General features: G+C 67.1%; 20 protein-coding genes. 17 read left to right on the forward strand and 3 right to left on the reverse strand.

Annotated elements, in window-relative coordinates; all coding sequences use genetic code 11:
- The first annotated feature begins 48 nt into the window (after positions 1-48).
- The 7 genes from AC1DUN_RS17725 to AC1DUN_RS17755 all read left to right on the forward strand — a co-directional run bounded on the left by AC1DUN_RS17725 (position 49) and on the right by AC1DUN_RS17755 (position 9,135).
- Positions 49-1,239, forward strand: a complete 1,191-nt coding sequence (locus tag AC1DUN_RS17725; RefSeq protein ID WP_477715144.1) for an ABC transporter substrate-binding protein — start codon at positions 49-51, stop codon at positions 1,237-1,239.
- Between the two features lie 102 nt (positions 1,240-1,341).
- Positions 1,342-3,240, forward strand: a complete 1,899-nt coding sequence (locus AC1DUN_RS17730; protein ID WP_477715107.1) for an ABC transporter permease — start codon at positions 1,342-1,344, stop codon at positions 3,238-3,240.
- On the forward strand, positions 3,237-4,016 hold the full coding sequence (locus AC1DUN_RS17735) for an ABC transporter ATP-binding protein (RefSeq protein WP_477715108.1): 780 nt from the start codon (positions 3,237-3,239) through the stop codon (positions 4,014-4,016). Before AC1DUN_RS17730 ends, AC1DUN_RS17735 begins: the two co-directional genes overlap by 4 nt.
- Entirely contained in the window at positions 4,016-4,753 is a 738-nt protein-coding gene (locus tag AC1DUN_RS17740) for an ABC transporter ATP-binding protein (protein WP_477715109.1), read from the forward strand. The genes AC1DUN_RS17735 and AC1DUN_RS17740 overlap by 1 nt, the downstream gene beginning before the upstream one ends.
- The gene (locus AC1DUN_RS17745) at positions 4,746-4,997 is read left to right on the forward strand and encodes a hypothetical protein (protein ID WP_477715110.1); all 252 of its coding nucleotides are present in this window, start codon (positions 4,746-4,748) and stop codon (positions 4,995-4,997) included. The genes AC1DUN_RS17740 and AC1DUN_RS17745 overlap by 8 nt, the downstream gene beginning before the upstream one ends.
- The gene (locus AC1DUN_RS17750) at positions 4,994-5,491 is read left to right on the forward strand and encodes a (2Fe-2S)-binding protein (RefSeq protein WP_477715111.1); all 498 of its coding nucleotides are present in this window, start codon (positions 4,994-4,996) and stop codon (positions 5,489-5,491) included. Before AC1DUN_RS17745 ends, AC1DUN_RS17750 begins: the two co-directional genes overlap by 4 nt.
- Positions 5,488-9,135: a molybdopterin cofactor-binding domain-containing protein gene (locus AC1DUN_RS17755; protein ID WP_477715112.1), complete on the forward strand. Its 3,648-nt coding sequence runs from the start codon at positions 5,488-5,490 to the stop codon at positions 9,133-9,135. Before AC1DUN_RS17750 ends, AC1DUN_RS17755 begins: the two co-directional genes overlap by 4 nt.
- On the opposite strand, the gene AC1DUN_RS17760 is transcribed toward AC1DUN_RS17755, so the two are convergent.
- Entirely contained in the window at positions 9,132-10,358 is a 1,227-nt protein-coding gene (locus tag AC1DUN_RS17760) for a CaiB/BaiF CoA transferase family protein (RefSeq protein ID WP_477715113.1), read from the reverse strand. The two genes, AC1DUN_RS17755 and AC1DUN_RS17760, sit on opposite strands and share 4 nt — an antisense overlap.
- Positions 10,359-10,494: 136 nt before the next feature.
- On the opposite strand from AC1DUN_RS17760, the gene AC1DUN_RS17765 reads away from it, so the two are divergent.
- The gene (locus AC1DUN_RS17765; protein ID WP_477715114.1) at positions 10,495-11,400 is read left to right on the forward strand and encodes a LysR substrate-binding domain-containing protein; all 906 of its coding nucleotides are present in this window, start codon (positions 10,495-10,497) and stop codon (positions 11,398-11,400) included.
- Here AC1DUN_RS17765 and AC1DUN_RS17770 read toward each other — a convergent pair.
- Entirely contained in the window at positions 11,392-11,787 is a 396-nt protein-coding gene (locus tag AC1DUN_RS17770) for a RidA family protein (protein WP_477715115.1), read from the reverse strand. The genes AC1DUN_RS17765 and AC1DUN_RS17770 overlap by 9 nt on opposite strands.
- Before the next feature lie 155 nt (positions 11,788-11,942).
- Here AC1DUN_RS17770 and AC1DUN_RS17775 point away from each other — a divergent pair, with 155 nt between their 5' ends.
- Together AC1DUN_RS17775 and AC1DUN_RS17780 are read left to right on the forward strand one after the other, a co-directional pair.
- Positions 11,943-12,920, forward strand: a complete 978-nt coding sequence (locus AC1DUN_RS17775) for a LysR family transcriptional regulator (RefSeq protein ID WP_477715116.1) — start codon at positions 11,943-11,945, stop codon at positions 12,918-12,920.
- A gap of 33 nt (positions 12,921-12,953) precedes the next feature.
- The gene (locus tag AC1DUN_RS17780) at positions 12,954-13,190 is read left to right on the forward strand and encodes a hypothetical protein (RefSeq protein ID WP_477715117.1); all 237 of its coding nucleotides are present in this window, start codon (positions 12,954-12,956) and stop codon (positions 13,188-13,190) included.
- 33 nt (positions 13,191-13,223) lie between these two features.
- Here the strand turns inward: AC1DUN_RS17780 and AC1DUN_RS17785 are convergent, their stop codons facing one another.
- Positions 13,224-14,231: a transporter gene (locus AC1DUN_RS17785; RefSeq protein WP_477715118.1), complete on the reverse strand. Its 1,008-nt coding sequence runs from the start codon at positions 14,229-14,231 to the stop codon at positions 13,224-13,226.
- Between the two features lie 203 nt (positions 14,232-14,434).
- Here AC1DUN_RS17785 and AC1DUN_RS17790 point away from each other — a divergent pair, with 203 nt between their 5' ends.
- From AC1DUN_RS17790 to AC1DUN_RS17820, 7 genes are all read left to right on the forward strand, one after another.
- Positions 14,435-15,439 (forward strand): LacI family DNA-binding transcriptional regulator, encoded by a 1,005-nt coding sequence (locus AC1DUN_RS17790; RefSeq protein WP_477715119.1) that lies wholly within the window; start codon positions 14,435-14,437, stop codon positions 15,437-15,439.
- 36 nt (positions 15,440-15,475) lie between these two features.
- On the forward strand, positions 15,476-16,489 hold the full coding sequence (locus AC1DUN_RS17795) for an ABC transporter substrate-binding protein (RefSeq protein ID WP_477715120.1): 1,014 nt from the start codon (positions 15,476-15,478) through the stop codon (positions 16,487-16,489).
- 38 nt (positions 16,490-16,527) lie between these two features.
- Positions 16,528-17,349, forward strand: a complete 822-nt coding sequence (locus AC1DUN_RS17800) for an ABC transporter permease (protein ID WP_477715121.1) — start codon at positions 16,528-16,530, stop codon at positions 17,347-17,349.
- Positions 17,350-17,353: 4 nt separating this feature from the next.
- On the forward strand, positions 17,354-18,151 hold the full coding sequence (locus AC1DUN_RS17805; protein WP_477715122.1) for an ABC transporter permease: 798 nt from the start codon (positions 17,354-17,356) through the stop codon (positions 18,149-18,151).
- A complete protein-coding gene (locus AC1DUN_RS17810; protein ID WP_477715123.1) occupies positions 18,141-19,226 on the forward strand; it encodes an ABC transporter ATP-binding protein in 1,086 nt (361 codons plus the stop codon). Before AC1DUN_RS17805 ends, AC1DUN_RS17810 begins: the two co-directional genes overlap by 11 nt.
- On the forward strand, positions 19,223-20,047 hold the full coding sequence (locus tag AC1DUN_RS17815; protein ID WP_477715124.1) for a phosphodiesterase: 825 nt from the start codon (positions 19,223-19,225) through the stop codon (positions 20,045-20,047). Before AC1DUN_RS17810 ends, AC1DUN_RS17815 begins: the two co-directional genes overlap by 4 nt.
- Before the next feature lie 240 nt (positions 20,048-20,287).
- On the forward strand, positions 20,288-21,571 hold the full coding sequence (locus AC1DUN_RS17820; RefSeq protein WP_477715125.1) for a phospholipase D-like domain-containing protein: 1,284 nt from the start codon (positions 20,288-20,290) through the stop codon (positions 21,569-21,571).
- The last annotated feature ends 120 nt before the right edge of the window (positions 21,572-21,691 follow it).

Raw genomic sequence — 21,691 nt, forward strand, 5'->3', positions numbered from 1 at the left:
CAATCTGATCCACGACAAACAGGAGTATTTATGAAGATGCACCCCAAGATGCTGAGCGCCGTGACCCTGCTGGGTCTGATGGCTTCGATGATGATGACGGCGCGTGCGCAGGACGTCATCAAGATCGGCGAGGTCAACAGCTACAAGGCCCAGCCCGCCTTCCTGGAGCCCTACAAGAAAGGCATGGAGCTGGCCGTCGAAGAACTCAATGCCGCGGGCGGCATCAACGGCAAGAAGGTGCAGCTGTTCATCCGCGACGACAACGCCAATCCCGGTGACGCGGTGCGCGCCGCCGAGGAGCTGGTCTCGCGCGAGAAGGTCGACGTGCTGACGGGCTCCTTCCTCTCCAACATCGGCCTGGCGCTGACCGACTTCGCCAAGCAGAAAAAATTCTTCTTCCTGGCGGCCGAGCCGCTGACGGACAAGATCGTCTGGCAAAACGGCAACCGCTACACCTTCCGCCTGCGCACCTCGACCTATATGCAGGTCGCCATGCTGGTGCCGGAAGCCGTCGCGATGAAGAAAAAACGCTGGGCGGTGGTCTATCCCAACTATGAATACGGCCAGTCCGCCGCGGCCACCTTCAAGACCCTGCTCAAAGCCGCCCAGCCCGATGTGGAATTTGTGGCCGAGCAGGCCCCGCCCCTGGGCAAGGTCGATTCCGGCAGCGTGGTGCAGGCCATGGCCGACGCCAAGCCGGACGCCATCTTCAACGTGCTGTTCGGCGCCGACCTCTCCAAGTTCGTGCGCGAGGGCAACACCCGCGGCCTGTTCCAGGGCCGTGAAGTCGTGAGCCTGCTGACCGGCGAACCCGAGTACCTGGACCCCCTCAAGGAAGAAACGCCCAACGGCTGGGTGGTGACCGGTTATCCCTGGTACGGCATCCAGACGCCCGAGCACAAGGCCTTCTTCCTGGCCTACCACGGCAAATACAAGGACTATCCGCGCCTGGGCTCGGTCGTCGGCTACAGCGCCATCAAGTCCTTGGCCGAAGGCATGAAAAAAGCCAAGTCCACCGACACCGAGAAGCTGATCACGGCCTTCCGCGGCCTGCATGTGAGCACGCCCTTCGGCCCCGTGGTGTTTCGTCCTGAAGACCACCAGTCCACCATGGGCGCCTATGTGGGCCGCACCAAGAATGAAGGCGGCAAGGGCGTGATGGTCGATTACCGCTACATCGACGGCGCCAAGGTCCAGCCCAGCGCCGCCGAAGTCAAGAAGATGCGCGCCGCCGACTAAAAGCACGGGCGCACCGGCCCGCCCGGTGCGCAGGGGCCCCGGGCGCGGCGGATAGGCCGCCGCGCCCGCGGGCTGCCGGTTTCCCGCAAAAAAGGTTTATTCATGAGCTTTTCAGGCTTTATCGTGCAACTGCTCAACGGCCTGGCCGGTGCGTCCTCGCTGTTCCTGGTGGCGGCGGGGCTGTCGCTGATCTTCGGCGTCACGCGCATCGTCAACTTCGCGCACGGCTCTTTTTTTATGGTCGGCATTTATGTCGCCTATTCCCTGGTGGCCGCGCTGGGCAGCACCCTGGGCTTCTGGCCGGCCCTGCTGCTCGCGGCGCTGGCCGTCGGCGTGCTGGGCGCCCTGGTGGAAATCCTGCTGCTACGCCGCATCTACCGCGCGCCTGAGCTGTTCCAGCTGCTGGCCACCTTTGCGCTGGGCCTGGTGATCAAGGACGGCGTGCTCTGGTTCTGGGGCGCTGAAGAGCTGCTGGGCCCGCGCGCGCCCGGCCTGACGGGTTCGGTCTCCATCCTCGGGCGGCAGTTTCCCTCCTACGACATCTTCCTGATCGTGGCCGGCCCCGTCGTGCTGGGCCTGCTCTGGCTGCTGCTCACCAGGACGCGCTGGGGCACGCTGGTGAGGGCCGCCACCCAGGACCGCGAGATGGTGAGCGCGCTCGGCGTCAACCAGGCCTGGCTGTTCACGGCCGTGTTCGCGCTGGGCGCCTTGCTGGCCGGCCTGGGCGGCGCGCTGCAGCTGCCGCGCGAACCCGCCAACCTCGAGATGGACCTCAACATCATTGGCGCCGCCTTTGTGGTGGTCGTGGTGGGCGGCATGGGCTCGATTCCCGGCGCCTATGTGGCGGCGCTGCTGATCGCCGAGCTCAAGGCCATCTGCATCTGGCTGGGCCTGGTCGAGATCGCCGGCATCAGCATTTCCTTTTCCAAGCTGACCCTGGTGGTGGAGTTCCTGGTCATGGCCGTGGTGTTGGTGGCCAGGCCCTGGGGTTTGTTCGGCCGGCCCCAGGCGCCCAGCCGCCATGCGGGCGCGGCGGAGGAACCCCTGCGCCGACCGCAGCGTCTTTATAAGGTCGGCGGTGCGGCCTTGCTGCTGTTGCTGGCCCTGGTGCCCGCGCTCGCGGCGCAATCGCCCTATGTCACCGTGCTGCTGATCGACCTGCTGGTGGCGGTGCTGTTTGCGGCCAGCCTGCACTTCATCATGGGCCCGGCCGGCATGCATTCCTTCGGCCACGCGGCGTATTTCGGCCTGGGCGCTTATGGCGCCGCTTTGCTGGTGCGCAGCCTGAACCTGCCCATGGAGCTGGCGCTGGTCGTGGCGCCCCTGGTGGCGGCGCTGGGGGCTTTTGTCTACGGCTGGTTCTGCGTGCGCCTGTCGGGCGTCTACCTCGCGATGCTGACGTTGGCCTTCGCGCAAATCACCTGGGCCATCTGCTACCAGTGGGACGCCTTCACCGGCGGCAGCAACGGGCTGACCGGCGTCTGGCCGGCCGCCTGGCTGGCCGACAAGCGCGTCTACTACTACCTGACCCTGGTCCTGGTGGTGGGCGCGGTGCTGTTCATGCACCGCATGCTGTATTCGCCCTTCGGCTACGGCATGCGCGCGGCGCGCGATTCGGTGCTGCGCTCGGACGCCATCGGCATGAACGTCAAGCGCATGCAATGGGCGGCCTTTGTGATTGCGGGCGCGTTCGCGGGCCTGGCCGGCGCGCTCTACGCCTTTTCCAAGGGCAGCATTTCGCCCGAGAGCCTGCATGTGGGCAAATCCATCGACGGGCTGGTGATGGTGCTGCTGGGCGGCATCCAGACCCTGGCCGGGCCGGTGGTGGGCGCGGTCACCTTCACCTGGCTGCACGACACCGTGGCGCGCAACACCGACTACTGGCGCGCCATGCTGGGCGCCATCATCCTGATCCTGGTCTTGCTGTTTCCGCAGGGGATCGCGGGCTTTGCCAAACAGCTGCTGGCCAACCGGCGCGGCGCGGCGGGAGAAAAATCATGAGCTTGCTCAAGGTCACGGGCCTGGGGAAATCGTTCGGCGGCGTGCGCGCGGTGGACGGCATCAACTTCGAACTCGCCGCCGGCGAACTGCTGGCCCTGATAGGCCCCAACGGCGCCGGCAAGTCGACCACCTTCAACATGGTGAACGGCCAACTGCGCGCGGACAGCGGCTCCATCCAGCTCGACGCCCAGGAGCTCGTCGGCCTGGCGCCGCGCGACATCTGGCGGCGCGGCGTCAGCCGGACTTTCCAGATCGCCGAGACCTTTTCCTCGCTCACGGTGGTGGAGAACGTGCAGATGACGCTGCTGTCGGCGGACCACAAGATGTTCTCCATGTGGCGCCGCGCGGCGGACCACAAGCGCGATGAAGCGCTGGCCCTGCTCGAGCAGGTCAACATGAAAGCCCAGGCCGACCGGCCCTGCAGCGTGCTGGCCTATGGCGACGTCAAGCGCGTGGAGCTGGCCATGGCCATGGCCAACAACCCCAAGCTGCTGCTCATGGACGAGCCCACCGCGGGCATGGCGCCGCGCGAGCGCAACGAGCTGATGGCCCTGACCAAGCAGCTGGTGCTGGACCGCGGCATGGCGGTGCTGTTCACCGAGCACAGCATGGACGTGGTCTTCGCCTATGCCGACCGCATGATCGTGCTGGCGCGCGGACGGCTGATCGCCGAAGGCAAGCCGCTGGAGATCCGCGATCATCCCAAGGTCCAGGAAGTCTATTTCGGCAGCGGCAAGACCTTCGAGAAAAAAGCCCTGGTAAAGGAAGCAGCCTGATGAGCACCGCGAAGGAAGTCCTGTTGCAGGCCACCGGCTTGTCGGCCTGGTATGGCGCGGCCCAGATCCTGTTCGACGTCGGCCTCAATGTGCGGCGCGGCGAAGTCGTCGCCCTGATGGGGCGCAACGGCGCCGGAAAATCGACCACGCTCAAGACCCTGATCGGCATGCTCGACAAGCGGCGCGGCAGCGTGTCCTTCCTCGGCAAGGACATTTCAAGAAGCGAGCCCCACCATGCGGCCCGCATGGGCCTGGGTTTTGTGCCGGAAGACAGGCGCATCTTCACCGACCTCACGGTGACGGAAAACCTCGAGGTCGGGCGCCAGCCCGCGCGGCGCTGGCCCGACGGCAGCGAAGCGCCGCTGTGGACGCCGCAGCGGCTCTTCACCCTGTTTCCCAACCTCGGTGAAATGCCGGGCCGTGCCGGCGGCCGCATGAGCGGCGGCGAGCAGCAGATGCTCACCGTGGCGCGCACCCTCATGGGCAACCCCTACCTGGTGCTGCTCGACGAACCCTCCGAGGGCGTCGCGCCCGTCATCGTCGAGCAGATGGCCCACATGATTCTGGAGCTCAAGGCCCAGGGGGTCAGCATTCTTTTGTCGGAGCAGAACATGCACTTTGCCGAACTGGTGTCCGACCGGGCCTATGTGCTGGAGAAAGGGCAGATCCGCTACGAAGGCTCCATGGCCGACCTGGCGGCCAACGACGAAGTGCGCCGTGCCTACCTGAGTGTCTAGCTGTCTCCACCACCAGGAATCCTATGAAGCTGATCCTCCATGCACGCCGCCTGGCCCCGGCCCTGCCGGCCCTGAAACTGGCCGCCGCGGGATTCGCCCGCGCGAGAACTTCATCGCGGCCCTGGAAGGCGTGGGCACGCTCGATGTGGGCGACTTCCGCGTGGAATACGGCCCCGGCAACCACAACGGGTCCGGTTTTGTGGAGCTTGAGATGTACACCGCAGCGGGCAGCCTGATCCGATGACCCTGAATGCCGTCACACTGTCCGTCAACCGGGTGGAGCGCACGCTGCCGGTGCCGGCCGGCACCTGCCTGCTGACGGTGCTGCGCAACGACCTCGAACTGAACAGCCCCAAATACGGCTGCGGCCTGGGCGAGTGCGGCGCCTGCACCGTGCTGGTGGACGGTGTTGCCGCGCGTGCCTGCGTGATCCCGGTGGGCGGCGTGGCCGGCCGCGAGATCACCACGCTGGAAGGACTGGGCACGCCTGAGGCGCTGCATCCGGTCCAGCAGGCTTTCATCGAGGCGCAGGCCGCCCAGTGCGGCTACTGCCTGAACGGCATGATCATGATGACGGTGGCCTTGCTGGCGCGCAACCCTTCACCCGGCGAGCATGAGATACGCCGCGAGCTGTCGGGCAACCTCTGCCGCTGCGGTACCCACCTGGAGATCATGCAGGCCGTGCTGCGCGCGGCCGAACTGACCCGGCAAAACATTGCCCAGGGGAAGGCGGCATGACGCGCCGCGCCGACACGCCGCGCACGCGCGCGGATTTCCAGGCGGCCGCCGGTGTGCTGCTGGTCAGCCGCGAACCACCCCCGCCGCCGCCGCCGGCCAAGGGCCAGCCGGCGCTGGTCAGCGGCAACCCGCGCGAAGGCCTTGAAATCCTGGTCGCCGTCTGGGACGACGGCAGCGTGACGGCGCTCAACGGCCATGTGGACCTCGGCACCGGCCTGCGCACGGCGCTGGCCCAGATCGTGGCCGAGGAACTGGACGTCGCGCTGGGGCAGGTCAACATGGTGCTGGGCGACACCACGCGCGCGCCCAACCAGGGCGCGACCATCGCCAGCGCCTCCATCCAGGTACACGCCATTCCCTTGCGCACTGCCGCGGCGCAGGCGCGGGCCTGGCTGCTGGCGCGCGCCGCCGCCGTGCTGCAGGTGGATGCCTCGCTGCTGTCGGTGCGGGACGGGCGCGTGTGCGTCATCGGGCAGGAAAGCCGCGCTGTGGACTACGGCGCTTTGGTGGCGCTGCAGCACACACAGCTTCTGCTGGCGCCGGACACGCCGGTCAAGGCGGCGGCGGACTACCGCATCGTGGGCACCAGCACGCCGCGCGTCGATATCCCGGCCAAGGCCACCGGCGCGCTGACCTTTGTGCACGACATGCGCGTGCCCGGCATGCTGCACGGCCGTGTGGTGCGCCCGCCCTATGCCGGGGCCGACCACGGCGACTTCATCGGCAACACGCTGGAGTCGGTTGATGAATCCTCGATCGCGCACATCCCGGGCATACGCGCCGTGGTGGTGATACGCGATTTTGTCGGCGTGGTGGCCGAGCGCGAGGAGCAGGCCGAGCAGGCGCTGCGCGAGCTGCGCGTCCAGTGGAAATCCTGGCCCGGGCTGCCCAGGCTGGACGACCTCGAGCAGGCGATCCGCAACAACCCGTCCACGCAGCGCAAGCTGGTCGACGAGGGCGACGTCGATGCCGCCATGGCGGGCGCGGCGCAGGCGCTGGCGCGCAACTATGTCTGGCCCTACCAGATGCACGGCTCCATAGGCCCTTCCTGCGCGGTGGCCGACTGGCGGGCGGAGCGCCTGACGGTCTGGGCCGGGACCCAGAACCCCCACGTGCTGCGCGCCGACCTCTCGCGCCTGACCGGCCTGGCCGATGTCGACATAGACGTGATCCGCATGGAGGCCGCCGGCTGCTACGGCCGCAACTGCGCCGACGACGTGGCGGCGGACGCGGCCCTGCTGTCGCGCGCCGCCGGCAGCCCGGTGCGCGTGCAGCTGACCCGCGAGCAGGAACACGCCTGGGAGCCCAAGGGCGCCGCGCAGCTCATGCAGGTCAACGGCGGGCTCAACGAAGACGGCTCGGTTGCGGCCTATGACTTCCAGACCTCCTACCCCTCCAACGGCGCGCCCACGCTGGCGCTGCTGCTGACGCGCACCGTGGAGCCGGTCGCGCAGGCCTTCGAGATGGGCGACCGCACCGCGCGCCCGCCCTACGACTACGGCAACCTGCGCGTGGCCGTCAACGACATGCCGCCCATGCTGCGCGCCTCCTGGCTGCGCGGCGTGTCGGCGCTGCCCAATTCCTTCGCGCACGAATCCTATATCGACGAGCTGGCCACCGCCGCCGGCGTGGACCCGGTCGAGTTTCGCTTGCGCTACCTCAAGGAGCCGCGCGCCGCCGAGCTGGTGCGCGCCACGGCCGAGCGCGCTGGCTGGGTGGCGCATACCGGGCCGCAGCAAGGGCTGGCCGGCGAGGCGGCAGACATCCTGCACGGGCAGGGCTTCGCCTATGCCCGCTACGTGCACAGCAAGTGGCCGGGCTTTGGCGCCGCCTGGGCCGCCTGGGTGGCCGACGTCGAGGTCAACCGCAAGACCGGCGAGGTGCATGTCAGGCGCGTGGTCGTCGGGCATGACGCTGGCACGCTGATCAACCCGGCCGGCGTGCAGCACCAGATCCACGGCAATGTGGTGCAGACCACCAGCCGCGCCCTGACAGAGCAGGTCACGGTGGAGCCGCAAAAAAACACCGTCGTCGGCCTCGAATGGGGCAGCTACCCCATCCTGAATTTCCGCGACGTGCCGGTGATCGAAGTCGTCACCATGGCGCGCCCCGGTGAGCCGCCGCTGGGCGCGGGCGAGTCGTCGTCGGTGCCGGGCACGGCGGCCATCGCCAATGCGATTTTTGACGCCACCGGTGTGCGCTTTCGCCAGCCGCCGTTCACACCCGAGGTGGTGCGCGCGGCGCTCAACCCCGAGCCCGAAAGCCCACCGCCCGCCTTGCCCTTGCCCGAGCGCCGCGCCGTGCGCATGCCTGGAAGTGCCGCATGGCCCAAGGGATTGGGCGCCTGGTCGCGCGCCGGCGCCCTGCTGGCGGGCGTGTTCGGCGTTGTCTGGGCCTTGCTGGGTGGGCGCTCGGTGATTGCGCCCATGACGCCTATGGCACAGTCCGGCGCCTCCATCTACACCGCGGCGACGCTGGAGCGCGGCCGCCAGCTGGCGGCCGCCGGCGACTGCGTGGTCTGCCACACCGCGCCGGGCGGCATTCCCAATGCCGGCGGGCGGTCCATGGACACGCCCTTCGGCAAGATCATCACGACCAACCTCACGCCTGACGTCGAAACAGGCATTGGCAACTGGTCCTTCAGCGCCTTCCAGCGCGCGATGCGCGAAGGCATTTCGCGCGACGGCCGTTACCTGTATCCGGCCTTTCCCTATACCGCCTTCGCCAGGACCAGTGACGAAGACCTGACCGCGCTGTATGCCTACCTGATGGCGCAGCCCGCCGTGCACTCCGCCCATCCAGCGACACGGCTGGATTTTCCTTTCAATGTGCGGCCCCTGATGGCCGGCTGGAACGCGATGTTCCATGACCCCTCGCCCTACAGTGCCGACCCGGCGCGCAGTGCCGAATGGAACCGCGGCGCCTACCTGGTCAACGGCCTGGGGCATTGCGGCGCCTGCCATACGCCGCGCAACGCCTTGGGCGCTGAGCGCGGCGGCCAGGCTTTCCTGGGCGGCGCCACGGTCGACGGCTGGGAGGCGCCCGCGCTCACGGCGCTGTCGCGCGCGCCCGTGCCCTGGACGTCTTCGCAGCTCTACGCCTATCTGCGCAATGGCTATGCGCCGCAGCACGGCATTGCCGCCGGCCCCATGGCACCCGTGGTGAAGGAACTGGCCGTGCTGCCCGATGAAGACATTCGCGCCATGGCCAGCTACCTGGCGTCTTTCAACGAAGCGCTGCCTGAGGCCGAAAGCGCCGAACGCGCGCGGCAGGCGGTGCTGTCCGTCCAGCAGTCCGCCACCAGCCTGCTGGGCCCGGGCCAGCGCCTGTTCAACGGCGCCTGCGCCTCCTGCCACCACGACGGTGACGGCCCCCGCCTGCTTGGCGTGAACGTGCCGTTGGCGCTCAACAGCAATCTGCACAGCGCCCGGCCCGACAACCTGGTGCGCACGATTTTGCAAGGCATCAGCGCGCCCGCCGGCAAGGACATCGGCTTTATGCCGGCCTTCCGCCACAGCCTGGACGACAGCCAGGTCGCGGCGCTGGCCAGTTATATGCGCAGCCGCTATGCGCCGGCCGAACCCGCCTGGCAGGGCCTGCCCGCCACGGTGGCGCGCCTTCGCGCGACGCCGGGCGAGCACTAGGTGTGCTGGCTCGCGGCGCCACCGGCCAGCCACTGCGCCAGCACCTCGGCCGTGTGCTGGCCCAGCAGCGGCGGGGGCCTGTGGTAGCTGACGGGCGAGCCGGAAAGGCGTATGGGGTTGGCCACCAGCGGCACCTCGCCCGCCAGCGGGTGGGGCAGGGCCATGCGCAGGCCGCGGGCTTGCACCTGCGGGTCGGCAAACACTTCGTCGATGCGGTTGATGGGGCCGCAGGGCACACCGGCGGCTTCCAGCGCGGCGATCCAGTCCGCCGAGCTGCGCATCACCGTGGCTTGCCTCAGCAGTGGCAGCAGCACGGCCCGGTGGGCCACGCGCTGCGCATTGCTTGCAAAGCGCGCATCCCGCGCCCATTCGGCATGGCCCGCGACGGCGCAGAAGCGGGCGAACTGCTCGTCGTTGCCGACCGCCAGGATGATGTCGCCGTCCGCGGTCGGGAAGTCCTGGTAGGGCACGATGTTGGGGTGCGCATTGCCCATGCGGCGCGGCAGCTGCCCGCCGGCCAGGTAGTTGGAGGCCTGGTTGGCCAGGCAGGCGACCTGCACGTCCAGCAGCGCCAGGTCGATGTGCTGGCCCAGGCCGGAGCGTTCGCGCTCCGCCAGCGCGGCCTGCACCGCCACCGTCGCATACAGGCCGGTCATGATGTCCGTCAGCGCCACGCCGACCTTTTGCGGGCCGGCGCCCGGCTCGCCGTCCGCGCCGCCGGTCACGCTCATCAGGCCGCCCATGCCCTGGATCAGGAAGTCGTAGCCCGCGCGCGACGCATAAGGCCCGGTCTGCCCGAAGCCGGTGATGGAGCAATACACCAGGCGCGGGTGGCCGTCCTTCAGGCTGGCGTAGTCCAGGCCGTAGCGTTTGAGGCCGCCCACCTTGAAGTTCTCCAGCAGCACGTCGGCCTGGCCGGCCAGCGCCCGCACCTGCGCCTGGCCTTCGGGCGTGGCGATGTCAATGGCGACCGAGCGCTTGTTGCGGTTGGCGCACAGAAAGTAGCTGGCCTCGCCGGTGTCCCGGCCCGAGGCGTCCTTGAGGTAGGGCGGCCCCCAGGCGCGGGTGTCGTCGCCGCCCTGCGGCTTTTCGACCTTGACGACGTCCGCGCCCAGGTCGGCCAGCAGTTGCCCGGCCCAGGGGCCGGCCAGCACGCGCGACAAGTCCAGCACGCGGATGCCGCTGAGCGGTGGCGGGCGCACTGCGGAAGAAGGGGAAGCCATGGGTGGGAATCTCCGGGAAAGAAGCAGTCAATGGGAAAAGCTTAAAGGCGCAAGCCGCCCTTCGCAAACGATGATTCGGCACCCGTGTGTGCCCAAAAAGAATTCCGACAACCTTGCCCGCAGGAAAGCCCACCCCATGCGCCGAAAAATCCCCTCCACCACCGCGCTCGCCTTGTTTGAATCCGCGGCGCGCCACCAGAGCTTCACCCACGCGGCGCAAGAACATTCGGTGACCCAGAGCGCCGTCTGCCGGCAGGTCGCGGGGCTGGAGGATTTCCTGGACGTCAAGCTCTTCAGGCGCACCAAGCGCGGCGTGCTGCTGACGGACGCGGGCATGCACTACGCCCGCCGGGTGCGCGCGCGGCTGGACGACGTGGAGCGCGACACGCTGGAGATGATGGCCAGAGGCGGCACGGGCGGCGTGCTGGAACTGGGTGTGGTTCCCACCTTCGCGGCGAAGTGGCTGCTGCCCAGGCTGGGGGGCTTCCAGCGCCAGCACCCCGAGATCACGGTGCACCTGTCGTCCCGCACACGGCCTTTCCTGTTTGCCGAAACCACGCTGGACGCCGCCATCTGCGCCGGCGAGGCGGGCTGGCCCGGCACACAATCGTCCTTTTTGATGGACGAAAGCATGGTGGCCGTCGGCAGCCCGGCGCTGGTCACGCCCCGGCGCGTGCTCAAGGCCGACGATGTAGAGGGCCTGCCGCTGCTGCAGATGAGCACGCGGCCCTATGCCTGGCGCCAGTGGTTCGCATCCCTGGGGCTCGAAGTTGCCGGCGACATGGCCGGCGCGCGCATGGAGCTGTTTTCGATGGCCGCGCAAGCGGCCGTTCACGGGCAAGGCCTGGCGCTGATCCCGCGCTTCCTGATCGAAGACGACCTGGCGCAGGGCCGCCTGGTGCAGCTGACCCGGCACGAGTTCCTCAGTGACCGCCGTTACTACCTGGTCTGCCCCGAACAGAAGCTGGGCAACAGCATGCTGGCCTTGTTCAGGGCCTGGGTGGAAGCCGAGGCCGCGAAGTACAGGGAATCATCAGGCTGATGGGAGTTTGGCAATCACCTTGATCTCGAACTGAAAGCCATAGAGCCAGGTCACGCCGACGGCCGTCAGCGTGGGGTGGGGTGCCTCGCCCCAGTACTCGGGCACCACCTTCCAGATCGTTTCGAAGGTCGATTGCGGATCGACCATGAAGACGGTCACGTCCACCACGTCCTCGAAGCTGCTGCCCGCCGCTTTCAGGATGGCGTTCAGGTTGTCGAAGGCGAGGCGGACCTGGGTTTGAAGGTCGGGCTCGGGGGAGCCATCCTCGCGGCTGCCGACCTGGCCCGATACAAACAGGAAGCCATTGGACTTCAGCGCCGGTGAATACCGGTTGCGGTCATAAAGCGCCCGGCGCCCGGGCGGAAAAACAACTTCACGTTGTGCCATTCATCTTTCTCCTTGCAAATAGGCCGAAACCGGCCTGTGGTTGACGATGAAGACACTGTAGGGCGCAGTGCCTTCCCGATAAACAGGCAAGCCTGTCCATCACTGTTCGTAAAATCCAAACAATCACCCAAGCCGGGAAAGCACGGGAAGCACAGATGGACCGTTTCGACGCAATGCAGGCCTTCGCGCGCGTGGTGGAAGCGGGCAGCTTCACCAGGGCGGCAGAGACTTTGCACATGAGCAAGACCAGCGTGACCCAGCTGGTGCAGCAGCTCGAGGCGCGGCTGCGCGTGCGGCTGCTGAACCGCACCACACGCCAGGTCAGGCTCACCGCCGACGGCGCGGCCTATTACGAACGTGTGTTGCGCGTGCTGGCCGATGTGGACGATGCCGAGACCAGCCTGTCCAGCGCCTCGGCCTCGCCCAGGGGCCGGCTGCGGGTCGATGTGCCCAGCCCGCTGGCCCGCATGATTCTGGTGCCGGCCCTGCCGGACTTTCATGCGCGCTACCCCGAGATCCAGCTCGACATGGGCGTCAGCGACCGCGTGGTCGACGTGATAGGCGACAACGTGGACTGCGTGGTGCGCGGCGGCGAGCTCACCGACCAGTCGCTGGTGGCCCGCCGCGTGGCCGACCTGCAGCTGGGGGTGTATGCCGCGCCCGGCTACCTGGACCGCGTCGGCACGCCCTCGCACCCGCGTGAGCTGGAGGGAACGCTGCACCACATCGTGGGTTTTCTGTGGGCGCGCACCGGCAAGGCCTTTCCCTATGCCATGCACCGCGGCGAAGAGAGCCTCAAGGTGCAGGGCCGCCACCTGTTCGCTTTTGACGACGGCAACGCCTACCTCGCGGCCGGCCTGGCCGGCCTGGGCGTGCTGTGGCTGCCGGACTATATGGCCGGGGCGCATGTGGACAGCGGCGAGCTGCTGCCGCTGTTCCAGGACTGGCGCCTGGACCCCATGCCGCTGTATGTGGCCTTTCCGCCGAACCGCCATGTCAGCGCCAAGCTGCGGGTGTTTATCGAGTGGGTGGCCGAGTTGATGGCGCGGCATGCGCCTGTCGGCGGCCCGCTTGATCGCAAGGAACGGGCGAGTCCAGCCCCACGGCCGCGCAGGTCGCGAAAGACCTCCTAGCCCTGGCGACATTCAATTCAAGGAGTATTCAACATGGACATTCTTCGCGAGGCCCTGCTTTGCGCGCGCGCGGGCCGCTGGGATGAGGCGCACACCCTGGTGCAAAGCGACGAGTCACAGACGGCCGCCTGGCTGCACGGCATCCTGCATGTCCAGGAGGGCGACCTGGGCAACGCCGCCTACTGGTACGGCCGGGCCAAGCGGGATTTCGGCGGGCGCGGGACCGTGGATGAAGAGCTGGCGCGCTTTGAGGCCGGGTTGCCCTCCTAAGCGCTTCGTCCCCCAGGCGTTTTACAGGCCCGGCTATTGCTTCTGCCGGTAAACGTACAAGGCCGCAAAGGCGGTGAAGACGCCGATGATGGCGACGATCACCATAAAGCCGTGCGGGTGCTGGGCCAGCGGCACGCCGCCCACGTTCATGCCCAGCAGGCCGGCCACGATGTTGATGGGCAGGGCCAGCACCGTCACCATGGTCAGGGTGAAGACGCTGCGGTTGGTTTCCTCGCTGACCTGGGCGGCGATCTCTTCCTGCAGCAGCTTGATGCGCTCCTTGAGCTCCGACAGGTCGCGTATGGTCAATGAAAACTCCTCGGTGGCCTGGCGCAGCTCCTCGAGGTCGCCCTCGCTGACCCAGGGCGGCGGCAGGCGCAGCAGGCGGAACAGCGCGCCCGGCTCGGGCGCCAGCAGGCGCTGCAGCCGCACCAGCACACGGCGCAGCTTGCCCAGGTCGGCGCGGCGGTTGTGCAGCCGGCCCACCAGGAATTTGTCTTCCACCACGTCGACCTGCACCGTCGCATCGCGCACGATGCGCACCAGCACGTCGCCCTGCTCGCGCAGCAAGTGGTTAAGGAAGGACACCGAAGACGCCAGCGGCTTCTTGCCGTTCTTCACCGCGTCGCGCAGCCGGTCTATGGAGCGCAGCGGGTGCGAGCGCGCGCTCAGCGCCATGTGCGGCCCCACGTTGAGCCACAGGCTGGCCATCTCGGCCGGGTCGAAGGCGAATTCGTAGGCCACGTCGTTGACCACGGCGATCAAGGTGTCGTGGGCGTCCTCGATGCGCGTGGAGCGCGAGCCCTCGTGCAGTGCCTCAAAAAACTCCGGCACCGGGTTCAGGTGCTTGCGTATGCTGGCCTCGGCCACCGCATCGCTGAGGTTGAAGTGCAGCCAGACAAAATCCGACTTGCCCTTGGGCTCGCCATTCTTGAGCCAGGCCGCCGCCTCCATCAGGTCCACAGGCACGCCGGGCGCGCCGTTTTCAAAGCGGTAACCGCAGAGCAGGCCGGTCTTGTCGGCGCCGTAAGTGATGTCCATTCAGGGAGGGGCGTGAAGCTGGCAGTAGGGCAGGGGAGCTTGGGGCTCAGATTCTGAAAGAGGTCCCACAGTGTGTAGCCCCTTCATGACGGTTCGGTGACAACCAAGCCAAGCCAGGGCGCGAGTCCGGGCCCATCCACCTCTATGTCATAAAGAGGTCATTTTTGGCGGCTCCAATGTAAACGATTACATGAGGAGTGCGAGTGAGCATTCAGGCAGTGGCGGAACAGGCGGGCGTGTCGGTGGCAACGGTGTCACGGGTGTTTAATGCGCCCGGCAAGGTCAGCCCCGAAACCCGTGCGCTGGTCGAAAAAGCCGCACGTGAACGCGGCTACCTGCCCAATGCCAGCGCGCGCTCCCTGCGCACCCAGCGCAGCCGCGTGCTCGGTGTGGTGCTGCCCACCTTGCTCAATCCGGTGTTTGCCGAATGCCTGGAAGGTATCGCGCGCGCGGCCACGCGCGCCGGCTATGCCATCCTGCCGCTGACCACCAACTACCGGCTTGAAGAGGAAGAGCAGGCCGTCAACCTGCTGCTGGCCGGCCGCGCCGACGCCATGATCCTGGTGGTCTCCAGCCCTGAGACCTCCGCCGCGCTGCAGCGGCTGGGCGCCGCGCAATTGCCTTATGTGCTGGCCTACAACCGCCACCCCGCCCACCCCTGCGTGTCGGTGGACAGCGAGCAGGCGGTCGCGGCGCTGGTGGCGCGGCTCGCGGCCCTGGGCCATACGCGCATCGCCATGGTCAGCGGCCAGCTCAGCGCCTCCGACCGCGCCCAGCAGCGCCGCCGCGGTTTTCTGCAGGGCATGGCGGCGGCCGGCCTGGCCAACCCGCGGGTGCTGGAAGTGCCTTTTGTGGAAACCGCTGTCAGCGACATCACGGCCCTGTTGGTGCGCGAGCCGCAGCCCAGCGCGCTGGTTTGCTCCAACGATTTGCTGGCCATACGCAGCCTGCGCGCGGCGCACCTGGCCGGGCTCTCGGTGCCGCGCGACCTGAGCGTGGTGGGTTTTGACGGCATCGCGCTCGGCGAGGACCTGCGGCCCATGCTGAGCACCATCACCCAGCCCAATGCCGACATAGGCCGCTGCAGCGTCGAGCTGCTGGTGCAGGCGCTGGCCGGCGGTGCCGCCCTGACACCCGATAGCAGCCTGTCGCTGGCCCACGGTTTTCGCGAAGGCGAATCCTGCGCCGCGCCCTCAGTCAACCCCTAGTCCCCTCACTCTCACTTCATCCACAACGGAGTTCTTATGAAAACATCTTTGCAACGACTCGCCCACGCCGCCGTGCTGGCGCTGGGCCTGGCCGCCGGCGCCAACGCGCTGGCCCAGACCGCCATCTGCTACAACTGCCCGCCCGAATGGGCCGACTGGGGCACGCAGCTCAAAGCCATCAAGGCCAAGACCGGCGTCACCGTGCCGCCCGACAACAAAAATTCCGGCCAGTCGCTCGCGCAGATGATGGCCGAAAAAACCAACCCCGTGGCCGACGTGACCTACCTGGGCGTGACCTTCGCCATCCAGGCGCAAAAAGACGGCGTGGTCGGCACTTACAAGCCCGCCGCCTGGAGCGAGATTCCCGACGGCCTCAAGGACCCGCAAGGCCACTGGTTCACCATCCACTCCGGCACCTTGGGTTTTATGGTCAACGTCGATGCGCTCAAGGGCAAGCCGGTGCCGCGTTCCTGGGCCGACCTGCTCAAGCCCGAGTACAAAGGCCTGGTCGGCTACCTCGACCCGGCCTCGGCCTTTGTCGGTTATGTAGGCGCGGTCGCCGTCAACCAGGCGCGCGGCGGCACACTGGACAACTTCACGCCCGGCATCGAGTACTTCAAGGCGCTGCAGAAGAACGAACCCATAGTCCCCAAGCAGACCTCGTATGCGCGCATGCTGTCCGGTGAGATCGCCATCCTGCTGGACTACGACTTCAACGCCTACCGCGCCAAATACAAGGACAAGGCCAACGTCGAGTTTGTGATCCCGGCCGAAGGCACCATCGTCGTCCCCTATGTCATGAGCCTGGTGGCCAAGGCGCCCAATGCCGACAACGGCAAGAAGGTGCTGGACTTTGTGCTGTCCGACGAAGGCCAGGCCATCTGGGCCAATGCCTACCTGCGCCCGGTGCGCGCCAGCGCGATCTCCAAGGAAGCCCAGTCGCGCTTCCTGCCGGCCAGCGAATACGCGCGCGCCAAGAGCGTGGACTACGCGCGCATGGCCGCCGTGCAAAAAGGCTTTTCCGACCGCTACCTGAAAGAAGCCCAGTAAGAGAAGCCCAGTAAACCGGCCTGGTAACGAGAGCAGCCATGAGTTCCTCCACCTTCGCGCCCCCGCGCCTGCTGCTGGCCTGCGCGGCGCCGGCAGCCGCTTTCTTCGCGGCCTTCTGGCTTTTGCCGGCGGTGCAGCTGCTGGCCTTGCCCGGCAAGCTGGGGTGGGGGACTTATTTTGTCGTGCTGACAAACACCCGCTACCTGCAAAGCCTGCTGCAAACCCTGGGCCTGTCGCTGGCGGTGACGCTGGCCACGCTGGTGCTGGGCGGGCTGGTGGGCATCACGCTGGCGCGCGCGCGCTTCGCGGGGCGCAAGCTGCTGCTCTCGCTGCTGGCCTTGCCGCTGTCTTTTCCGGGCGTCATCATCGGCTTCTTCATCATCCTGCTGGGCGGGCGCCAGGGCCTGGTGGCCGACCTTGCCGATGCGCTGGGCCTGGGCCGCGTCACCTTTGCCTACGGCCTGGCCGGGCTGTTTTTCGGCTACCTGTATTTTTCGCTGCCGCGCGCCATCGTGAGCTACACCGCCGCGGCCGCCGCCATGGACTTCCCGCTCGAAGAGGCCGCGCGCTCGCTGGGCGCCTCGCGCTGGCGTGTGGTGCGCGACGTCTGGCTGCCCGAGCTTGCGCCCACCACCCTGGCCTGCGGCGCGATTGTGTTCGCCACCGCCATGGGCGCTTTCGGCACGGCCTTCACCCTGGCCAGCAAGTTCGAGGTGCTGCCCATCACGATTTACAACGAGTTCACCAACTACGCCAACTTCGCGCTGGCCGCCAGCCTGTCCATCACGCTGGGCCTGATCACCTGGCTGGTGCTGTTTCTTTCGCGCCGCGCCGCCGGCCCGGCCGCGGCGGGGGCTTGACGCCATGAAAACCCCTCGCCAGGTTTCCCTGCCGCTTGTGCTGCTGACGGCGCTGGTCGCCGTGTTCATGCTCGCGCCCATCGCGCTCTCGGTGCTCGCCGGGCTGGTCAACAACTACAGCGCCGGCCTTAAAAGCGGCCTCACGCTGCGCTGGCTGGGCGAGGTGTGGGAGCTCTACGGCGGCACCGTCGCCGCCTCGCTGCTGCTGGCCCTGCTGTGCGTGCTGGGCAATTTGTTCATAGGCATTCCCTGCGCCTATGCGCTGGCGCGCAGCCGGTCGCGCATCGCCCGGGTGTTTGAGGAGCTGCTCACGCTGCCGGTGGCCGTGCCCGGCCTGGCCACCGCGCTGGCGCTGATCCTGGCCTATGGGCAGATCAGCGGCTTCCGGCAAAGTTATGCCTTTGTTCTGGTGGGCCACATGGTGTTCACCTTGCCCTTTATGGTGCGCACCGTGTCCTCGGCCTTCCAGCGGCCCGAGCTGTATTCATTGGAAGAAGCCGCGCGCACCCTGGGCGCCGGCTTCGCGCAGCGCTTTATGGGCGTGCTGCTGCCGGCCGTGCTGCCCGCCATCGTGGCCGGCTGCCTGATGGTGTTCACGCTCTCGGTCGGCGAGTTCAACCTGACCTGGATGCTGCACACGCCGCTCACGCGCACGCTGCCCGTGGGCCTGGCCGACAGCTATGCCTCCATGCGGCTGGAAATCGGCTCGGCCTACACCCTTGTCTTTCTTCTTGTCATCCTCCCCGTGCTGTGGGGCCTGCAGGCCGCCGGCACCCTGATTGAAAAACACCATGGACGTTGAACGCACACGCGTGGACATCACCCGCGTAGATATTTTCCACTGCGCCAAAACCTATGCCGACGGCACGCGCGGCCTGCAAGCCACCTCGCTCTCGGTGGAACCCGGCGAGGTGCTGGCCCTGCTGGGCCCCTCCGGTTGCGGCAAGACCACGCTGCTGCGCCTGGTCGCCGGGCTCGAAGTGCCCGACGCCGGCAGCCGCATCTTGTTTGGCGACACCGACGTCACCCACCTGCCGGTGGAGCGGCGCGGCATAGGCATGGTGTTCCAGCACTATGCGCTGTTCCCGCAGATGAGCGTCGAAGCCAACATCGCCTACGGCCTGCGCGTGCGCGGTGTGGACGAAGCCGAGAAGCGCCGCGTGGTCGGCGAACTCATAGATCTGGTGCGCCTGAACGGCCTCGAGACAAAACGCCCGGCCGAGCTCTCGGGCGGCCAGCGCCAGCGTGTGGCCCTGGCCCGCGCCGTGGCCGTGCGCCCGCGCGTGCTGCTGCTCGACGAGCCGCTGACCGCACTCGATGCCAAGCTCAAGGAATCGGTGCGCGATGAACTCGCCGAGCTGCTGCGCCGCCTGCACATCACCGCCATCCACGTCACCCACGACCAGCAGGAAGCGCTGGCCATTGCCGACAGGCTGGCCGTGATGCAGGCCGGCCGCATTGTGCAGGTCGGCCGCGGCGAAGCGCTGTACCGCACGCCCGAGCATCCATTTGTCGCGAGCTTTCTGGGCCGCGTCAATCGGCTGGAGCGCGACGAGGCCGCGCGCGCCGCCCATGTCGTCAGGCTGGGCGACATGGACATCGCCTGCCCGCCCGCCTGGCAGGCACAGGACAGTGTGCTGGTGCGGCCCGAAGACATCGAGGTCGGCGAAGTCACCGCCGGCTGGAGCGATGCCGTGGTGTCGCAGCGCGTCTTCCTGGGCGACCGCATACAGCTCAAGCTCTTGCTGCCCGGCCAGGCCAGCCTCAATGCCGAAGTCGGGCGCGACCACCCCGCCTGTATGGGCGACGCCGTCGGCATACGCATACAGCCGCAGCATCTCATGCCCGGCAGCGAACTCTCACCTACATCCTTATGACCACCTCACTGCTGCAACTCTCAGACCTGCACATACGCGAACCAGGCCGCCTGGCTTATGGCCGCATCAACACCGCGCCCTACCTCGCGCGGGCGGTTGCCTCCATACTCGCGCTGCCGCAACAGCCCGATGCCGTCGTCATCACCGGCGACCTCACCGACTTCGGCCGCGCGGCCGAATACGCGCATCTGCGCGAGCTGCTCACGCCCCTGGCCATGCCGGTCTACCTGATGCCCGGCAACCATGACGAGCGCGCGCAGCTGCGGTCAAGTTTTCCCGATCACGCCTACCTTCGAAGTGATGGCTTTGTGCAATACAGCATCGCCATAGGCGGCCTGCAGCTGATCGCCCTGGACACCGTGGTGCCCGGCGCCAGCGAAGGCAGCCTGTGCGAACACAGGCTGGCCTGGCTGGCCCGCGAGCTTGAGGCCCATCGCGGCCGGCCCGTGGTGATTGCCATGCACCACCCGCCCTTCCAGACCCTGATAGGCCATATGGACGACATAGGCCTGCTCAGCGGCGCGGCCGAGCTCGAGGCACTGGTCAGCCGCTACCCGAATGTCGAGCGCATCATCTGCGGCCATTTGCACCGCGCCATCCAGGTGCGCTTTGGCGGCACTCTCGCGGCCACCGTGCCTTCACCGGCCCACCAGGTGCGGCTGGACCTCGCGCCCGACGCCGCCTCGGCCTGGATGCTGGAGCCGCCCGGCTTTGGCCTGCATGTGCTGCCGGAGGGCGGGCGCCTGGTCAGCCATACCGTTGCGAGCGGCGAGTACGAAGGCCCTTTCCCTTTTCATGAAGGCTCGGTGTTGATCGACTAATGCTGGAGCTATGGCGAGGGTCGTAATAAAAGAGTTATCCGCAGATTTCGCAGATTTACGCAGATAAAGACAAAGCGTGATGCGGGAATGGGGACAAATCCCTTCTCTTCAATCTGTGTAAATCTGCGAAATCTGCGGATATGAATTGACTTGCGACGGCGCAAAAAAGCTTCCCGGCCTCACGCTTTTGGCGTCCGCTCCTACCCGGCCGGCGGATGGACCCCTCCAGAATGCCAGGCCATGCGAACACGTTTTTCCCCCTGGCTCACGGGCCTCGTGGCCTTTGTCGCGGCGCTGGCCGCCGTCCTGCTGGCCCTTAATTTTTCCGCCGGTGAGAAGAAAGTCCGGCAGCAGCTGGTGCGCGAGTACAGCGTGGCGGACCCGCAGTTCCACCGCGCCATGGGCAGCCTGCTGAGCCCCGGCATTGTGGGCGGCAACCAGGTGGTGGAGCTGCTCAACGGCGACCAGATCTTCCCCGCCATGCTGGGTGACATCAAGGCCGCCAAAGCCACCATCAACTTCGAGACCTATATCTATTGGTCGGGCGCCATCGGCAAGCAGTTTGCCGACGCCTTGTCCGAGCGCGCCAAGGCCGGCGTCAAGGTTCACATCCTGCTCGACTGGGTTGGGAGCGCCAAGATGGACGAAGCCCTGCTCAACGAAATGAAGGAATCAGGCGTCGACGTGCGCAAGTTCCACAAACCCGCCTGGTACAACTTCGCCAAACTCAACAATCGCACGCATCGCAAGCTGCTGGTGGTGGACGGCCGGGTGGGCTTCACCGGCGGCGTGGGCATCGCCCCGAAATGGACGGGCGCCGGCCAGGACCCCGAGCACTGGCGCGACTCGCACTACCGGGTCGAGGGCCCGGTGGTCGCGCAGATGCAGTCCACCTTCCTCGACAACTGGCTCAAGGCCAGCGGCCAGGTCCTGCACGGGCAGGCCTACTTTCCCGAGCTCAAGCCCGTGGGCGACATGCCGGCCCAGATGTTCTCCAGCTCGCCCACCAGCGGCAGCGAGAACGTGGAGCTGATGTACCATCTGGCCCTCACGGCGGCCAGCAAAACCATAGACCTTTCCATGGCCTACTTTGTGCCCGATGAGATCAGCATGGGCATCCTGCTCGACGCCATGCGGCGCGGCGTGAAGCTACGCCTGATCACGCCCGGCGAGATCACCGACACCGAAACCGTGCGCGCCGCCTCGCGCGCCACCTGGGGCGCACTGCTGGCGGCCGGCGCCGAGATTTATGAGTTCCAGCCCAGCATGTACCACTGCAAGGTCATGATCGTCGACGGCTTGATGGTGTCGGTAGGCTCCACCAATTTCGACAGCCGCTCTTTCCGCCTCAACGACGAGGCCAACCTCAATATCTACGACGCCGCCTTTGCCGCGCGGCAGACGGAGGTGTTTGAGCAGGACCTCAAGAAGTCCCGGCGCGTGACGATCGAAGAATGGGCGAACCGTCCGCTGAGCGAGAAGTTCAATGAAAAGCTGGCGTCGCTGTTGAATTCGCAGCTTTAGGGCGTGTTGTGTGCATGTCATCGAAGGTCTTCATCTGGGCAAATCTGCGTAATCTGCAGATAAATTTCTATCCACAGATTTCGCAGATTTACGCAGATTGAAAACAAAAAGTCTGCGACC

The sequence above is a fragment of the Polaromonas sp. P4_F6 genome (assembly GCF_056401275.1).